Here is a 15,452-nt window from a genome sequence, read left to right on the forward strand (position 1 = left end):
CAACTCTTACAGCGGCCAGAAGGCCGTCTCATGGTTTCCACAATCATCTTCAGTAGCTTCGCCATTCGATGGCCGCCCCGGCCATTGCGCGCCCTCTTACCGTCGGAACGATCCGAGCGCAAAGGACGAACAGTTGAAGCTTCGCAGAACCGGACGCCTCGCAGTCGCCGGCCTGGCCATGGTGGCCGCCCTGAGCCTTGCCGCATGCGGCGGCGACGACTCGGGCGACTCGCCCAAGTCGACCCGCACTACGACCGGCGCCGCGGCCTCCGCGACCATGCCTGCCCCGCCCACCGTCGACGAGCTCAACGCCCTGTTGCAGAAGGCCCTCGATCCCACGGTGCCGAACGAGCAGAAGCTCGACTCCGTGCAGGGCATCGAAGCCGACCCCGGCTTGCCCAACCGCTTGGCCGAAGCCTTCCGGCAGGCCAACGCCACGGCAGTGGTCACCGGAGTGACCGCCTTCGGTGACAGTGTCACCGCGCAGGCCAAGTTCACTGTCAACGGGCAGGAGAGCCAGGTCGACGTTCCGTTCGTCCTGGAGGACGGCAAGTGGAAGGTCCAGAAGACGTGGGCCTGCCAGGCGCTGGCCAACCTGAACCAGCAATCCCCGGCCTGCGCCGCCTGAGTGCCGGAGCCTGCCCGGCGCGCCGGGCGATGAGGCGTGGCCGCGCCGAGCCCGCCATCGCCCGGTCGCCGGGCCGGATCGGTCCGCTGCCTGCGGCGTCAGTTCCTGGCTAACGCGTGTTCGGCAGCGCGACATGGACACTCGACCACCGCGATGGTCGGCTGGAGTCATGACAGCAACCAGCACGACACCCGAACGCGTCGTCATCGTGGGCGGCAGCTCCGGCATGGGACTGGCCCTGGCGGCCGCGCTGATCGCCGACGGCGCGGAGGTCACGATCGCGGGCAGATCCGCCGACCGGCTCGCCGCCGCCGAACGCACGCTGTCCGCACAGCCGGGCGTGCTGCGCTCGGTGGTCGCGGATATCACCCGCGAAGCCGACCTCGAGCGCCTGTTCGCGGGCCTCGAGCCGGTCGACCATGTGGTCACCACCGCGGCCGACGTCACCGGCGCGTATCGGCCGGTGGCCGAGTTCGACGCCGACGTGGCCCGAAACCTGATCTCGGCCAAGCTGATCGGCCCCACTCTGCTCGCCAAGCACGCCCGGATCGTGCCCGGCGGTTCGCTCACCTTCACCTCCGGCGTCGCGGCTTACCGGCCCGCGCCGGGTGGCGCCGTGGTGGCGGCCGTCAACGGCGCCCTGGCCTCGCTGGCCTACGCGTTGGCGCTGGAACTCGGTCCGGTTCGCGTCAACGTGGTCTCACCGGGATGGGTGGACACCCCGATCTGGGACACCATCGCGGGCGCCGCGAAGACCGAACGTCACCAGCAACTGGCCGCACGCCTGCCCGTCGGCCGCATCGGCCACCCCTCCGATATCGCGCAGGCGATGCTCGGCGTGATGCGCAATCGCTTCATCACCGGCACCGTCCTGCACGTGGACGGCGGGCATCGGCTCGTCTGACTGCTGGAAGCCTTATTCGCCGTCTCGGTGAATCACATATGGATACAGACTTATGCGCATCTACCTATGAAATGGGCGAGAACCAGCAAGGACGCGGAAGCCTAATTCCCCTGGACCTCGTCGACTCGAAGCGCCGGGCGATCAGGATGGTCCCAGCGCACGAAGAAATTCGGGGTGTAAGGGTTCTCGGCCTCGTGCCGCAGCAGGGCGGGGATGGTCCACTGCGCATCGGGTGGTGTCTTGCGGCGGAGCGCGGCTTCGGACAGCTCCAGGCGGACGATCAGATCCGCGTCGAGCCCGCGGCCGGCGAGCATCGGACCTGCGAGGACGATGGTGGTCGCGGGCGGTGCCGTGCGGATCGCGGCGCGCGCGGAGCGGTCGGCGGCTTCGTCCCACAGCGCGGGCAGCCACCAGCCGTGCCGCCGGAGCGCGTCGACCACTTCGCGGCGCAGCGCGGCGTAGTCGAACCACGCTGTGCGATAGGACGTCTCGTCGGTGCGGCCGAACTCCATGCGCAGCGAGGCGGGGCGCACGTAGTCGTGCAGGGAGACCACCCCGGCGGACCGCCCCGCCGCGCGCAGCGCCTCGGCGATCCGGTCGGCGAGCGCCACGGGCCGGGCGGCGTCCGCGCCGTCGACGGCGATCACCGTGTGCGAGCTCGCGGTCAGGACGGGGTGGATCACCAGCTCGACGAGGCCGTCGCGGGTGATCGGCGAAAAGCGTGGCACCCGTCCATCTCAGCAAATCGCGCCCACGGGCCGCCGGGGGAGCGCACGTGTTGCCGAGGGTTCACCGGCGGCCGAGCGGCGCCACCGGGAGCGGCCGGGATAATCTCAGCGCATGGCGACAATCGAAGAGGCGCTGGAGATAGAGCGGCTCGAGCGGGACATCTTCCGTGGCGCGTCCACCAAGACCCAGCTCCCGCGCACGTTCGGCGGCCAGGTTGCCGGCCAGGCGCTCGTGTCCGCGGTGCGGACGGTGGAACCGCGGTTCCAGGTGCATTCCCTGCACGGGTACTTCCTGCGTCCGGGCAATCCGCAGGAACCGACGGTCTACCAGGTCGAGCGCATCCGCGACGGCCGCTCGTTCTGCACCCGGCGGGTGACCGGTATCCAGGACGGCGCCGCGATCTTCACCATGTCGGCCTCGTTCCATGTCGGTGACCAGGGGCCGGAGCACCAGGACGTCATGCCGGACGTGGCGATGCCGGAGGATCTGCCCGACGCGAGCACCACGATGAGTCCCGAACGACTGTGGGAGATGCGCGAGTGGGAACACTGGGACATCCGCATGGTCCCGCCGGAGAGCGTGTCCCGCCGCGACGGCGTGGTCTCCCAGCAGCAGGTGTGGTTCCGCTACCGGCACCTGCTACCCGACGACCCGCTGGTGCACGTGTGCACCCTCGCCTACATGAGCGATATGACGCTGCTGGGTTCCTCGAAGGTCATCCACCCCGACGAGCCGACCCAGAACGCCTCGCTCGATCACGCGATGTGGTTCCTGCGCCCGTTCCGCGCCGACGAATGGCTGCTCTACGACCAGTCCTCGCCGTCGGCCGGCTTCGGCCGCGGGCTGACCGGCGGAAAGATCTTCACCCGGGAGGGCACGCTGGTGGCGGCGGTGGTCCAGGAAGGTCTCATCCGCACGCTGCGCGCGGACTGATCACAACGTGCGCCGGAGGGCGACCGTGAGCGGGCCCACATCGGTACGGCTCGTAAGCTTTCCGGCGTGAACGCTTCCTCGGTCGCCGCACCCGCCGCCGACGCAGGACCGGACCGGTCCCGTCCCACCATCGGCGTGCTCGCGTTGCAGGGCGACGTCCGGGAGCACGTCGCCGCGCTCGCGCGCTGTGGCGCCGAACCGGTGCTGGTCCGGCGCGAGCCGGAGCTCGCCGCGGTGGACGCGCTGGTGCTGCCCGGCGGCGAGTCGACCGCGATCAGCAAGCTGCTGACGGTGTTCGAGCTGCTGGAGCCGCTGCGGGCCCGGCTGCGCGACGGCATGCCCGCGTTCGGCTCCTGCGCGGGCATGATCCTGCTCGCCTCGGAGGTGCTCGACACCCGCCCGGACGCCGAGCACCTGTCGGGGATCGATATGACGGTGCGGCGCAACGCGTTCGGCCGTCAGGTCGACTCGTTCGAAACCGATCTGCCGTTCGCCGGGCTCACCGACGGTCCGGTGCGCGCGGTGTTCATCCGGGCGCCGTGGGTCGAGCGGGCAGGCGAGGGCGTCGATGTGCTGGCCACCGTGCCGCACGGTCCCGCCGCGGGCCGGATCGTCGCGGTGCGGCAGGGCAATGTCCTGGCCACGTCGTTCCATCCCGAAGTGACCGGTGATCTGCGGGTGCACCGGATGTTCGTGGAGATGGTCCGGGCGGCTTGAGGGGTGCGGGCGAAGGCCGTCCGCGGCTCGCGCCCCGCTGGTCGAAGGCTCGGCGGCCGCGTAGCCGGGGCCGCTTTGCGCGGACGTCGTGGCCGCCCGAGTAGGCTGGGGAAGTTGTCCGCCCGGCCGTGCCGGTACCGTACATACGACCAGACGTGCCATCGACCTGAAGGAAGTAGGGAATGAGCGGCCACTCCAAATGGGCCACCACCAAGCACAAGAAGGCTGCGATCGACGCGAAGCGCGGCAAGCTGTTCGCGAAGTTGATCAAGAACATCGAGGTGGCGGCCCGGACCGGTGGCGGTGACCCGGATGGCAACCCGACGTTGTACGACGCCATCCAGAAGGCGAAGAAGTCGTCGGTCCCCAACGACAACATCGAGCGCGCGCGCAAGCGCGGCGGCGGTGAAGAGGCGGGCGGCGCCGACTGGCAGACGATCATGTACGAGGGCTACGGGCCCAACGGCGTGGCCGTGCTGATCGAGTGCCTCACCGACAACCGCAACCGGGCCGCGGGCGAGGTCCGGGTCGCGATGACACGCAACGGCGGCAATATGGCCGACCCGGGCTCGGTGGCCTACCTGTTCCATCGCAAGGGTGTCGTCACCCTGGAGAAGAACGGCCTGTCCGAGGACGACGTGCTGCTCGCGGTACTCGACGCGGGCGCCGAGGAGGTCAACGACCTCGGTGAGTCGTTCGAGATTATCAGCGAGCCCAGCGATCTGATCGCGGTGCGCACCGCGCTGCAAACCGCCGGCATCGACTACGACTCCGCCGAGTCCGGCTTCCAGCCCTCGGTATCGGTCGCGGTGGACGCCGACGGCGCCCGCAAGGTGATCAAGCTCGTCGACGCCCTCGAGGACAGCGACGACGTGCAGAACGTCTACACCAACGTCGACATCTCGGACGAGGTGCTCGCTCAGCTCGACGACTAGTCGGTCAACCGCGCGTAGTAGTCCTGCATGGCGGGATAGTAATGCGCGAAATCGGGGCGGTCGGTGTCCGCACGGGCCGCCCCGAGCATGTCGAGGTAGTACTCCCAGCCGGGGCCGACGTGGGGAAGCTGGGCGAGCTCGGTATCGGTGCGCAGGTGGTGGGTGAAGCGCAGTTCGGTGGTCCCCGCCGTCTCGCGCAGCGCCAGGTCCAGCTGCCAGGAACCGTGGTCGTCGACAGCCGAGACGGCGAGACGGCGCGGCGGCTCGCAGGCGTCGATGCGCATCTGCATCCACGGCTGCTCGTCCTCGAAAACCATACGCACCTTGATCGTTCGTCCCGGTCCCGCTTCGCCCTCCCACGGTCCGAACCAGCGTGCGGTGCGATCGGGTTCGGTGACGCTGGCCCAGACGTCCTCGATCGGGGCGCGGTACGTGCGGGTGAGCACCAGATCCTGGCCCGCGTCGGCGGGAAACAGTCGTCCCGTAGGGGGCTTGGTCATGCGGCTTCCTTTCTGGCATGTGCGGGGCGCTGCGTGGTTACGCTGCGCTGCCGCCTTCGGGCCTGACCGCTCATGCGGTGTCTGCTGATGGCATGTGCGGGGCCCTGCGTGGTTACGCTGCGCTGCCGCCTCCGGGCCTGACCGCTCATGCGGTGTCTGCTGATGGCATGTGCGGGGCCCTGCGTGGTTACGCTGCGCTGCCGCCTCCGGGCCTGACCGCTCATGCCGTGTCCTCCCGTGGCGTGTGCTGGCCGCCGGAACGACGCTCGCGTCTGGTCCGGTAGACCTCGGTCTCGAGTGCGTCGAGGTGGTGCGCCCATGAGACGGGCTGCTGGAACCGCGCGAGCCACTCGGTGAGCGGCGACAGCGGGCCGGTGTCGAGCACGTAGAAGCGTTCTCTGCCGACGAGTTCATCGCGTACCAGGCCGCTTTCGCGCAGCACCCGCAGATGCCTGCTGACGGCGGGGCGGCTGATCGCGAAATGCCCGGCGATTTCCCCGGCGGTGCGCCGGGCGCCGACGAGCAGTTCCATGATCTCCCGGCGCACCGGATCGGCGATCGCGCCGGCCACCTTGTCCACGACAAAAGCGTAACCAGTTAGTTACGCTTTTGTCCATGGCCTCCCGCGCCGAATTCGGTCGGAACTTCGCGGACGGTCGGCTCGTCACCGCCGCCGGGAAAGGTGGATCGGGCTCATTCCGCGATCTTCGTGCGATCGCACCACTCGTATACGCGCAGTCGTCCTTCGGAGGTGTCCTGTTCGCGCTGGGTGACCTTGAAATGCTCGTATCCGCCCCGGAACGGCACCTTCAACTCGACCCCTGGCGGGGTGATCGGGACGATACGCGTGGGCAAGTCTTGCGGCCCGCCTTCGAGGACAGCTTTCGCACCAATACTCATCCTCGGATGGTAGAAGCGCTGATGCCCTGATCGTGGGAGATTTCAGGGCACGGTGAGGACTAATTTGCCGACGGTTCGCCCGGTGTCGCCCAAAGCATGCGCCTTCGCCGCCTCCGCCAGCGGGAACGTCCCCGCCAGTGTCGGGCGCAGGGCGCCGGAATCGGCGAGCGCGGCCAAGGCGCGCATGCCGGCGTGATCGTGTTCGACCAGCATCCGAACCGCGCGCACGCCGCGCGCCTGCGCCTCGGCCGCGAGGTCGACCGTGCCGAAGGCCCGCAGCGACACCAGCAGGCCGCCGGGGCGCAGGGTGCGCAGTGCGCGAATGCTGTTGCCGTCATCGATCGAGTCCAGGACCACGTCGATGTCGCGGACCGCCTCGGCGACATCGGTGTCGCGATAGTCGATCACCTCGTCGGCGCCGATTCCGCGCAGGAACGCGTGGTTGGGCGCGCCGGCCGTGCCGATGACGTAAGCCCCGTGCGCCTTCGCGATCTGCACCGCGAAGTGGCCGACGCCACCCGCGGCCGCGTGGATCAGCACGCGTTGCCCCGCTGCCAGGCCCGCCGTGTCGATCAGCGCCTGCCAGGCGGTGAGCGCGGCGAGCGGGATCGCCGCCGCCTGCGTGTGGTCGAGTGCGGCCGGTTTGCGCGCGAACGCGCGGGCCGGCCCGGTCACATATTCGGCGCAGGAGCCGTGACCGTGCGGATACGGGAGCATGCCGAAGACCTCGTCGCCGGGGCGGAACAGGGTGACGCCGATGCCGGTGGCCGCGATCTCACCCGAGACGTCCCAGCCCAGCACGAACGGCGGCGCGGGCAGGAACAGTCCCGCGGTGGCGCGGTGGCGCCAATCGGTCGGGTTCAGTCCGGCCGCGCGCACCCGGACCAGGATCTGGCCCGGTCCCGGAACCGGTTGCGGGAGTTGTACTTCAGTGAGCACCTCGGGTCCGCCGAGGGTGTGCTGGCTGATCGCGCGCATTGTCGCGGTGCTGTCGATTTCGGTCACGACTGTCAGCCTGCCGGGGGCGGACGGTGCGGGAAATGGCACGATTGCCATTCTTCGATATGATCGTGCCATGAGTGAGGTGGCCGCGCCCCATCGGGTGGTCGTGCTGGCGTTGGATGGGGTGTATCCGTTCGAACTGGGCATCCCCACGCGGGTGTTCGGCAGCGCCGCAGGCAGATACGAAGTGAGCACCTGCTCGGTCGACGGGCGTCCGGTGCGCAGCGCCGCCGATTTCGCCATCGCCGTCGCGCACGACAGCCGGGCGCTGCGCAACGCCGACACCGTCGTGCTGCCCGCCTGCGATATCACGACGTCCCTCGCGGGCACGCTGCCGCAGCCGGTGCTCGACGCGTTGGCGCAGATCCGGCCCGGGGCCAGAATCGTCGCGATCTGCACCGGCGCTTTCGTCGCCGCGGCCGCGGGACTGCTCGACGGGCGCCCGGCCACCACACACTGGCATCGAGCGGATCTGTTCCGGCGCACCTTTCCACGTGTCCGCCTCGATCCCGACGTGCTCTACGTGGACGACGGGGATGTCCTCACCTCGGCGGGTGCGGCTGCGGGGCTGGACGTGTGCCTGCACCTGGTCCGGCGCGATCACGGCAGTGCCGTCGCGAACGCGGTGGCCAGGCGGTGTGTCGTACCGCCATGGCGCGACGGCGGCCAAGCGCAGTACATCGAGCAGCCGGTGCCGCCCGCGACGTCGGCCGGGACCGCCGCGGCCCGGCAATGGGCGCTGGAGAACCTGGATTGCCCGCTGACGGTCGACGAATTGGCGATCCGGGCCCGGATGAGCAAGCGAACCTTCGCCCGGCGCTTCCGCGACGAGGTGGGTATGAGCCCGGGACGCTGGCTGATCCAGCAGCGCGTCTTCCGTGCCAGGCATCTGCTGGAGACCACCGATCTGACTGTCGATCGCATCGCGGGCGAGGTCGGCTTCGCCACCGGCACCTCGCTGCGTCAGCACCTGACCGAGGCGATCGGTGTGTCACCGCAGGCCTACCGGCGAACGTTTCGCGCGCGAGCCGCCGTGTCGGAGAGCGGGATCGTGGCGTGATTCGCGCCCGCGCCTCCGGTCACGGTCGGCGTCCGCGTCGGTGAGCGTGCCACTGCGGTGGCGGGTGTCGACCGCCCGTGGCGGAGGCAGAATGCGAAGCATGGTCGAACTGGTGCTGGTGCGCGGTGACATCACCGAACAGGAGGTCGACGCGGTGGTGAACGCGGCGAACTCGTCGCTGCTGGGTGGTGGGGGAGTCGACGGCGCGATCCACCGGCGCGGCGGGCCGGAGATCCTCGCGGAGTGCCGCCGGTTGCGCGCCTCCCGATACGGCGCGGGCCTGCCCACCGGTGCGGCCGTGGCCACCACGGCCGGTCGCCTGCCCGCGCGGTGGGTGATCCACACCGTCGGGCCCGTGTGGTCGGCCACCGAGGACCGTTCCGCCCTGCTGGCCTCGTGCTATCGGGAATCCTTGCGCGTGGCGGACGAATTGGGAGCGCGGACGGTCGCGTTCCCGTCGATCTCCACCGGCGTCTTCGGCTGGCCGATGGACGACGGCGCCCGGATCGCCGTCGACACGGTCCGCACGACCGAGACGGCGGTGGCGCAAGCCCGGTTCGTTCTCTTCGGCGAGCAGGCTCATGCCGTGTTCGCGCGGCACGTCACCGGAACGTAGGCCGCGCGAGCGCCCGCCTCGGCAGCCGATTCGAGTCGCGAGTGCGGCGCGCGGCGGCTGCGCAATGATCGACTATCGCTCGCGCCTTCGGTATGCGGACTGGGCGGTGGCCGTGTGATCGCATGCATCCCGTCGGTGCGGCGAACTTGTCGGTGCCCGCTGGCATAGTCGGCCCGTGTCGTTCAGTACCCGTATCGAAGTCCGGGTGTCCGACCTGGATCCGCAATTGCACGTCACCGGCGCGGCCTACCACCAATTCGCCGACCACGCGCGTTTCGCGTGCGTCCAGGCGGCGGGCGTCTCGGTCGACGAGCTGATCGCGTCGGGCCTCGGGCCGGTCAATGTGGAGACCGTGCTCCGCTTCCAGCGCGAACTACGCGGTGGCGACACCGTGGACGTGTCGTGCGCCTGGCAGTGGGGGCAGGGCAAGACCTATCGGGTCGAGCACGTCCTGACCCGGGCCGACGGGGTGGTCGCCGCGACGGTGACCAACGTCAGCGGCCTGCTCGATCTGGGTTCCCGCCGCCTGGTCGCCGATCCCGCGCGGCAGTGGGCGGCGCGCGCGACTCATCCGCAGTTGCTGGGATTACCGTGCCCAGCAGGGGAGGCGACGGCCCTCGGCGGATAGCCCTCGTGTCACGGAGGGCGAAAGAGCAAGCCTCCGCTAGACTCTCGAACAATTGTTCGTGTCCGGGAGAGGGGTTGTCGTGCGGGTGATGGGCGTCGACCCCGGGCTCACCCGATGTGGCCTCAGCATCGTCGACGGCGGGTCGGGGCGGAAGGTCACCGCGGTGGATGTCGACGTGGTCCGCACACCCGGGGATATGGATCTGGCCCACCGCCTGCTCGCGGTCGCCGACGCCGCCGAACGCTGGATGGACACCCACGAGCCGGGGGCCGTCGCCATCGAACGCGTCTTCGCCCAGCACAATGTCCGCACCGCCATGGGCACCGCGCAAGCGGGCGGAGTGATCGCGCTGGCCGCGGCGCGCCGGGGTATCCCGGTCGCCTTCCACACGCCCAGCGAGGTCAAGGCCGCGGTCACCGGCAACGGCGCCGCGGACAAGAAGCAGGTCACCGCGATGGTCACCCGTATCCTCGGCCTGCGGACCGCGCCCAAACCGGCGGACGCGGCGGATGCGCTGGCGCTGGCGATCTGCCATTGTTGGCGGGCGCCGCTGCTGGAGCGGATGGCGGCGGCGGAGGCCAAGGCGGCCGCGGCGCAGCGCCGGTACATCGAACGGCTGGCCGAACAACGGAAGGCGGTGCGCGGGTGATCGCGTCGGTACGCGGTGAAGTGCTGGAAATCGCCCTCGACCACGCGGTGATCGAGGCGGCCGGCGTCGGCTACCGGCTCAACGCCACTCCGTCCACCCTGGCCGGGCTGACCCGCGGCGAGGAGATCCGGCTCTACACCGCGATGATCGTCCGCGAGGACTCGATGACGCTCTACGGTTTCGCCGACACCGAAGCCCGCGACCTGTTCGGCCTGCTGCAAACCGTCTCCGGCGTCGGACCCCGCCTCGCCATGGCGGTGCTGGCCGTCCTCGAGCCCGAGGCGCTGCGCAAAGCGCTGGCCGAGAGCAACGTGGCGGCGCTGACCCGGGTGCCCGGCATCGGCAAGCGCGGCGCCGAGCGCATGGTGGTGGAACTGCGGGACAAGGTGAATCTCGTCCCGGTGCCCGCCGGTCCGCCCGGATCGGCGTCCGCGGCGGTGGGCACGCCGGTGCGCGAGCAGGTCACCGAGGCGCTCGTCGGCCTCGGTTTCGCCGCCAAGCAGGCCGAACAGGCGATCGATGCGGTGCTGGCCGACCAGCCCACCGCCGACACCTCCGCCGCCCTGCGCGCCGCGCTCGGCCTGCTCGGCAAGAACCGGTAAGGCGCGTCATGGACCACCGAGAGGAACCCGCCGAATCCCAGGTCAGCGCAAGCTATCTGAAGTCCGACGGCGAGATCGAAGCCAATCTGCGCCCGAAGTCGCTGGACGACTTCATCGGTCAGCCCAGGGTGCGCGAACAGCTGGCACTGGTGCTGCGCGGAGCCAAACAGCGCGGCGGCACGCCGGACCACGTCCTGCTCTCCGGCCCGCCTGGCCTCGGCAAGACGAGTATGGCGATGATCATCGCCACGGAGCTGGGCACCGCACTGCGGATCACGTCGGGCCCCGCGCTGGAGCGGGCGGGCGATCTCGCCGCCATGCTCAGCAACCTGGTCGAGGGCGACGTGCTGTTCATCGACGAGATCCACCGGATGGCCCGCCCCGCCGAGGAGATGCTCTATCTGGCGATGGAGGACTTCCGGGTGGACGTGGTCGTCGGCAAGGGGCCCGGCGCCACCTCCATTCCCCTGGACATCGCGCCGTTCACCCTGGTCGGCGCCACCACCCGGTCCGGAGCGCTGACCGGGCCGCTGCGCGACCGCTTCGGTTTCACCGGGCACATGGACTTCTACGAGCCGGGGGAGCTGCTGCGCATCCTGCAACGGTCGGCGCACATTCTCGGCGTCGTCATCGATGAGGAGGCGGCGGCCGAGATCGCGGGCCGCTCGCGCGGCACGCCCCGCATCGCCAACCGCCTGCTGCGGCGCGTCCGCGACTACGCGGAGGTCCGCGCCGACGGCCGGATCACCCGCCCTATCGCGCAGGCCGCGCTCGAGGTCTACGACGTGGACGTGCTCGGCCTCGACCGCCTCGACCGCGCGGTGCTCGGCGCGCTCGTCCGCAGTTTCGGCGGTGGCCCGGTCGGGGTGTCCACCCTGGCGGTGGCGGTCGGGGAGGAAGCCGCGACCGTCGAAGAGGTATGTGAACCGTTCTTGGTTCGCGCGGGTATGGTCGCGCGCACACCCCGCGGCCGGGTGGCTACCGCCGCCGCCTGGGAGCACCTCGGCCTCGTCCCGCCACCCGACCTGGTGTTCGGCTCCATCGAAGTGCGCGGCCGCGAGCCACATCCCACCCTCGACCTGTTCGAATGACCCGCCCCTGCGGGAACGAGGGCGCGGTGGCCGATCAGTGGCGATGGCGCAATGCGGCGGCGACCAAGTCGAGAAAGGCATCGACCTCGTCGCGTTGACAACCGCGAGTGCCGAGGCGGGCCTCGGTGAAGCGCACGGTCTGGACGTCATCGATGGTGAGGCTGCCCGGTCCGCCGTGTGCGAGGCTCGCGGCGACCAGATCGAGGAACGCGCCGACCTCTTCCTCGTTGTATCCGCGTCGGCCCAGCGGGGCCGGGGTGAATCGCATGCGGCGCACGTCGTCGGGGGTGAGCATGGGGTGGCCGTTGCCGTTCGCGGCCGGCACCGGCCGGACGCCGCGCTGACGGAACTCCAGCTCGGTGCGCAGCTGATCCAGATACTCGTCGACCTCATCGGCGCGATAGCCGCGCTGGCCGAGGCGCGGCGGGTCGAAGCTGACATGCCGCAGATCGTCGGCGGCGAGCACCCCCTGTCCGGCCAGGGTCGCGGCGACGAGTTCGAGGAACGCGTCCACCTCGTCCGCGTGGTAGCCGCGATGGCCGAGCGTCGAAGTCGCGAAACGGGTGCGGCGCACGTCCTCCGGGGTCACGGGCGCCATTCTGTCAGGCTCGGTGCGCCGGACCGCTCGGAAGGAAAGTTTCGGAATTCCCTGGCCTTTTGCGAACAAGGGCCGTCCCCCTGGCGAAGCGTCGGATCAGTGCGCCTCACCCTAGCGCCCGGTGGTGGTGTCAGGGGGATTGCCGCGTTGCTCAATCCTTGCGCACGCCGTCCACGAGCAGACGGCGGATCGCCTGGTTGAGTCCGGCGATCGCGGCCTCGTCCGGTTCGCGCAGCGAGTGCACGATGCCCGCGATGAGCATGCCGGTCACCGCCCGCGCGGTGTTGCGGGTGTCCAGGTCGGCGCGCAGGTAGCCCAGCTCGACACCGTGGTCGAGATAGCCCGCCGTGAGCGCGTCGGCGGTGTCGAGCAGTCCGTACAGCCGCTGGGTGAGTTCGTCATCGATGCCGGTGGCATGGAACAGCAGTAGCTGGGCCACCCTGCGGTCGGCCAGCAGGATCTCGGTGAGTGCCACGCCGATGCGGTCGATCTGGGCGCGGTATTCGTCGAGGGTGGCGGCGGCGTCCGGGGCGTTCTCGGTGCCTAGGGCGGCGATGATGCGCGCGGCCAGATCATCGATGACGTGGTCGATGATGTCGCGCTTGTTGCTGAAGTACCGGTAGAAGGTGCCGTGTCCGATACCTAGGTGGCCCGCGATGTCGGCGATGCCGGTCGCGTGATAGCCCTTCTCCGCGAAACAGACGAAGGCGGTGTCGATGATCTCCTGGCGCAGTTCGGCTTTCCGTCGCTCGGCACGCGTGGATGGCTTCGTCACCTAGCCGATGATACAGTCGTCACAAGCGGAATGATGTGTCATTCCGTGATATGTGGTTCAGCTAGCAGGAGGTTCGGCGTGGCGCCTCAATACGACGCGGTCGTGGTCGGTGCGGGGTTCGGGGGCATGGGGGCGGGCATTCAGCTCGATCGGCTCGGCCTGAGCAATTACGTCATCTTGGAGCGGGAGGACGATCTCGGGGGCACCTGGCACGTCAATCACTATCCGGGTCTGGCGGTGGACATCGCCTCGGTCACCTACTCCTACTCGTTCGAGCCGAATCCGCACTGGTCGCGCCTGTTCGCGCCGGGCGCGGAACTGAAGAAGTACGCCGAACACGTCGCCGGCAAGTACGGCCTGCGGCGCCGGATGCGCTTCGGCACCCTCGTCGACGGCGCGCGCTGGGACGACGAGCAGCAGCACTGGGTGGTCTCGATCGCGGGCGGGGAGACCATCACCGGCCGGTACCTCCTGACCGCGACGGGGTTCCTCTCCCAGCCCTACACTCCGCCGTTCCCCGGCATCGATTCTTTCCAGGGCAAGATCATCCACACCACCGCGTGGGAGGATGGCTTCGATCTCACCGGCCGCAGGGCCGCGATCATCGGCACCGGCGCCACCGCCGTGCAGCTGGTGCCCGAAGTGGCCAAAAGGGCGCAGGCGCTCACGGTGTTCCAGCGCACTCCCATCTGGGTGGTCCCGAAGATCGATACCGCGATCCCCGGCCCGGTGCGGAGGCTCTTCGAACGGGTTCCCGCCACGCAGAAGGCGGCGCGGCTGGTCAACACCAGCTTGCTGGAGGCCCTGATGGTGGTCGGGGTGCTGCACTTCAAGCAGGCCAAGCTGATGAACAAGGGCGCGGGAGCGCTGGCCAAGGCGCATCTGCGCGCATCCGTGCGCGACAAGGAAACGCGCAGGCAGCTGACGCCGCACTACGACTTCGGGTGCAAGCGGCCGACCTTCTCCAACCACTACTTCACGACGTTCAACCAGCCGCACGTGCGCTTGGAGACCCACGCGATCGAGCGCGTCGAGCCGGACGGCATCGTCACCGCCGATGGGCACAAGACCGAGATCGACACGCTCATCCTGGCCACCGGCTTCAACCTCTGGGACGTGAACTTCCCGGCCATCGAGATCATCGGCCGCGACGGAGTGAACCTCGGAAAGTTCTGGCGGGACAACCGTTTCCAAGCCTACGAGGGCATCACGGTGCCGAAGTTCCCGAACTTCCTCAGCCTCAACAGCCCCTACTCCTACAGCGGTCTGTCCTACTTCACGACCATCGAGGCGCAGATGAAGCACATGGGCCGCTTGTTCGGCGAACTGCGCAGGCGGGGCGAGCACACCTTCGAGGTCACCGAGCAGGCCAACGCTGCGTTCCTGGACCGGGTCACCGCCAAGCTCGGTTCGTCGGTCTTCTACGGCGGCGACTGCGCCACCGCGCGCAGCTACTACTTCAACCAGCACGGCGAGGCCGCCCTGTTGCGGCCGACCAGCACGCTCAACGCGCACCGCGAAGCCGTCAGCTTCCCGCTGGAGGACTACCGCTACGGCGAGATCGCCTGACTCCCGGGGCCGCGTCGCACGCGAGTTCGCCCGCCGGAGCGTGTTCCGGCGGGCGAGTCGGCGTGTGAAGGGGCGTTATGGCTGTCCAGCGGGCGTGCGGGTGTGGCATCCGCGCGGCGAACTGGCAGACTGTGTGGGTACTTGTCCATCCCACCCACAACACTAGGGACTGACTTCGACGATGGAACTGCTGTTTCCGCTGCTACTGGTAGCCCTGCTCGTGCCGATGTTCCTCGGTGTCCGCCGTCAGAAGCGGGAGGCCGAGAAGGTCGCGAGTATGCAGGACAACCTGAAGATCGGCGATCAGGTCATCACCACGTCGGGTCTGTACGGCACCGTGGTCGAACTCGACGACACGACGGTCGACCTCGAGATCGCCGAGGACGTGGTCACCACGTGGCTGCGTCAGGCCATCCGTGAGGTACGCGCCGAGGACGCGGTGACCACCGAGTCGACCGGCGCGGACGCCACGAGCTCGGACGACGCGGACGCGACCGCGACCGTCGAGGAATCCGCCGAGCAGACCGAGACCCGCCTGACCAAGGACTGATCGTTCCGGTTGTGCCCGCCTCGCCGGATGTCGCCGCGGCCCTCCGTCCGCGCACCCGGCGGCGCT

At 69.5% G+C, this 15,452-nt stretch carries 20 protein-coding genes; 13 read left to right on the plus strand and 7 right to left on the minus strand.

Going from position 1 to position 15,452, the window contains the following annotated elements:
• Window positions 1–133: 133 nt before the first annotated feature.
• Window positions 134–628, plus strand: a complete 495-nt coding sequence (locus LTT66_RS25025) for a hypothetical protein (protein ID WP_233060898.1) — start codon at window positions 134–136, stop codon at window positions 626–628.
• A 169-nt stretch (window positions 629–797) separates the two neighbouring features.
• Window positions 798–1,532 (plus strand): SDR family oxidoreductase, encoded by a 735-nt coding sequence (locus LTT66_RS25030; protein WP_233060899.1) that lies wholly within the window; start codon window positions 798–800, stop codon window positions 1,530–1,532.
• A gap of 101 nt (window positions 1,533–1,633) precedes the next feature.
• Here the strand turns inward: LTT66_RS25030 and LTT66_RS25035 are convergent, their stop codons facing one another.
• Window positions 1,634–2,260, minus strand: coding sequence for a nucleoside/nucleotide kinase family protein (locus LTT66_RS25035; protein ID WP_233060900.1), 627 nt, complete (start codon window positions 2,258–2,260; stop codon window positions 1,634–1,636).
• A gap of 112 nt (window positions 2,261–2,372) precedes the next feature.
• Here LTT66_RS25035 and LTT66_RS25040 point away from each other — a divergent pair, with 112 nt between their 5' ends.
• The 3 genes from LTT66_RS25040 (at window position 2,373) to LTT66_RS25050 (ending at window position 4,846) form a co-directional block, all read left to right on the plus strand.
• Window positions 2,373–3,194, plus strand: coding sequence for an acyl-CoA thioesterase (locus tag LTT66_RS25040; RefSeq protein ID WP_233060901.1), 822 nt, complete (start codon window positions 2,373–2,375; stop codon window positions 3,192–3,194).
• A gap of 66 nt (window positions 3,195–3,260) precedes the next feature.
• Window positions 3,261–3,911, plus strand: coding sequence for a pyridoxal 5'-phosphate synthase glutaminase subunit PdxT (gene pdxT, locus LTT66_RS25045; protein WP_269821970.1), 651 nt, complete (start codon window positions 3,261–3,263; stop codon window positions 3,909–3,911).
• Window positions 3,912–4,093: 182 nt separating this feature from the next.
• A complete protein-coding gene (locus LTT66_RS25050) occupies window positions 4,094–4,846 on the plus strand; it encodes a YebC/PmpR family DNA-binding transcriptional regulator (protein WP_233060902.1) in 753 nt (250 codons plus the stop codon).
• Here LTT66_RS25050 and LTT66_RS25055 read toward each other — a convergent pair.
• The 4 genes from LTT66_RS25055 to LTT66_RS25070 form a co-directional block, all read right to left on the minus strand.
• Window positions 4,843–5,346 (minus strand): SRPBCC family protein, encoded by a 504-nt coding sequence (locus LTT66_RS25055; protein WP_233060903.1) that lies wholly within the window; start codon window positions 5,344–5,346, stop codon window positions 4,843–4,845. The genes LTT66_RS25050 and LTT66_RS25055 overlap by 4 nt on opposite strands.
• Window positions 5,347–5,566: 220 nt before the next feature.
• Window positions 5,567–5,926: a metalloregulator ArsR/SmtB family transcription factor gene (locus LTT66_RS25060; RefSeq protein ID WP_233060904.1), complete on the minus strand. Its 360-nt coding sequence runs from the start codon at window positions 5,924–5,926 to the stop codon at window positions 5,567–5,569.
• 113 nt (window positions 5,927–6,039) lie between these two features.
• Complete coding sequence (locus LTT66_RS25065) at window positions 6,040–6,246, minus strand: DUF5988 family protein (protein WP_043694250.1); 207 nt, start codon at window positions 6,244–6,246, stop codon at window positions 6,040–6,042.
• A gap of 42 nt (window positions 6,247–6,288) precedes the next feature.
• Window positions 6,289–7,224 carry an NADP-dependent oxidoreductase gene (locus LTT66_RS25070; RefSeq protein WP_233069389.1) on the minus strand — a complete coding sequence of 312 codons (936 nt, stop codon included), beginning with the start codon at window positions 7,222–7,224 and terminating at the stop codon, window positions 6,289–6,291.
• 106 nt (window positions 7,225–7,330) lie between these two features.
• On the opposite strand from LTT66_RS25070, the gene LTT66_RS25075 reads away from it, so the two are divergent.
• The 6 genes from LTT66_RS25075 to ruvB all read left to right on the plus strand — a co-directional run bounded on the left by LTT66_RS25075 (window position 7,331) and on the right by ruvB (window position 11,894).
• Complete coding sequence (locus LTT66_RS25075) at window positions 7,331–8,308, plus strand: GlxA family transcriptional regulator (protein WP_233069390.1); 978 nt, start codon at window positions 7,331–7,333, stop codon at window positions 8,306–8,308.
• 100 nt (window positions 8,309–8,408) lie between these two features.
• Window positions 8,409–8,924, plus strand: coding sequence for an O-acetyl-ADP-ribose deacetylase (locus LTT66_RS25080; protein WP_233060905.1), 516 nt, complete (start codon window positions 8,409–8,411; stop codon window positions 8,922–8,924).
• Window positions 8,925–9,099: 175 nt separating this feature from the next.
• Complete coding sequence (locus LTT66_RS25085) at window positions 9,100–9,552, plus strand: acyl-CoA thioesterase (protein WP_233060906.1); 453 nt, start codon at window positions 9,100–9,102, stop codon at window positions 9,550–9,552.
• A gap of 79 nt (window positions 9,553–9,631) precedes the next feature.
• Window positions 9,632–10,201 (plus strand): crossover junction endodeoxyribonuclease RuvC, encoded by a 570-nt coding sequence (gene ruvC / locus LTT66_RS25090; protein WP_233069391.1) that lies wholly within the window; start codon window positions 9,632–9,634, stop codon window positions 10,199–10,201.
• Window positions 10,198–10,803 carry a Holliday junction branch migration protein RuvA gene (gene ruvA / locus LTT66_RS25095; RefSeq protein ID WP_233060907.1) on the plus strand — a complete coding sequence of 202 codons (606 nt, stop codon included), beginning with the start codon at window positions 10,198–10,200 and terminating at the stop codon, window positions 10,801–10,803. The genes ruvC and ruvA overlap by 4 nt, the downstream gene beginning before the upstream one ends.
• Before the next feature lie 8 nt (window positions 10,804–10,811).
• Window positions 10,812–11,894, plus strand: a complete 1,083-nt coding sequence (gene ruvB, locus LTT66_RS25100; protein ID WP_181722057.1) for a Holliday junction branch migration DNA helicase RuvB — start codon at window positions 10,812–10,814, stop codon at window positions 11,892–11,894.
• Between the two features lie 34 nt (window positions 11,895–11,928).
• Here the strand turns inward: ruvB and LTT66_RS37130 are convergent, their stop codons facing one another.
• Complete coding sequence (locus tag LTT66_RS37130; RefSeq protein WP_269821971.1) at window positions 11,929–12,492, minus strand: DivIVA domain-containing protein; 564 nt, start codon at window positions 12,490–12,492, stop codon at window positions 11,929–11,931.
• 151 nt (window positions 12,493–12,643) lie between these two features.
• On the minus strand, window positions 12,644–13,267 hold the full coding sequence (locus LTT66_RS25120; protein ID WP_195148994.1) for a TetR/AcrR family transcriptional regulator: 624 nt from the start codon (window positions 13,265–13,267) through the stop codon (window positions 12,644–12,646).
• 78 nt (window positions 13,268–13,345) lie between these two features.
• Here LTT66_RS25120 and LTT66_RS25125 point away from each other — a divergent pair, with 78 nt between their 5' ends.
• Window positions 13,346–14,836, plus strand: a complete 1,491-nt coding sequence (locus tag LTT66_RS25125; protein ID WP_233060908.1) for a flavin-containing monooxygenase — start codon at window positions 13,346–13,348, stop codon at window positions 14,834–14,836.
• Window positions 14,837–15,017: 181 nt separating this feature from the next.
• The gene (yajC, locus tag LTT66_RS25130; RefSeq protein ID WP_233060909.1) at window positions 15,018–15,386 is read left to right on the plus strand and encodes a preprotein translocase subunit YajC; all 369 of its coding nucleotides are present in this window, start codon (window positions 15,018–15,020) and stop codon (window positions 15,384–15,386) included.
• Window positions 15,387–15,452: the final 66 nt, after the last annotated feature.

This window comes from Nocardia gipuzkoensis, assembly GCF_021183645.1.
Classification (GTDB): domain Bacteria; phylum Actinomycetota; class Actinomycetes; order Mycobacteriales; family Mycobacteriaceae; genus Nocardia; species Nocardia abscessus.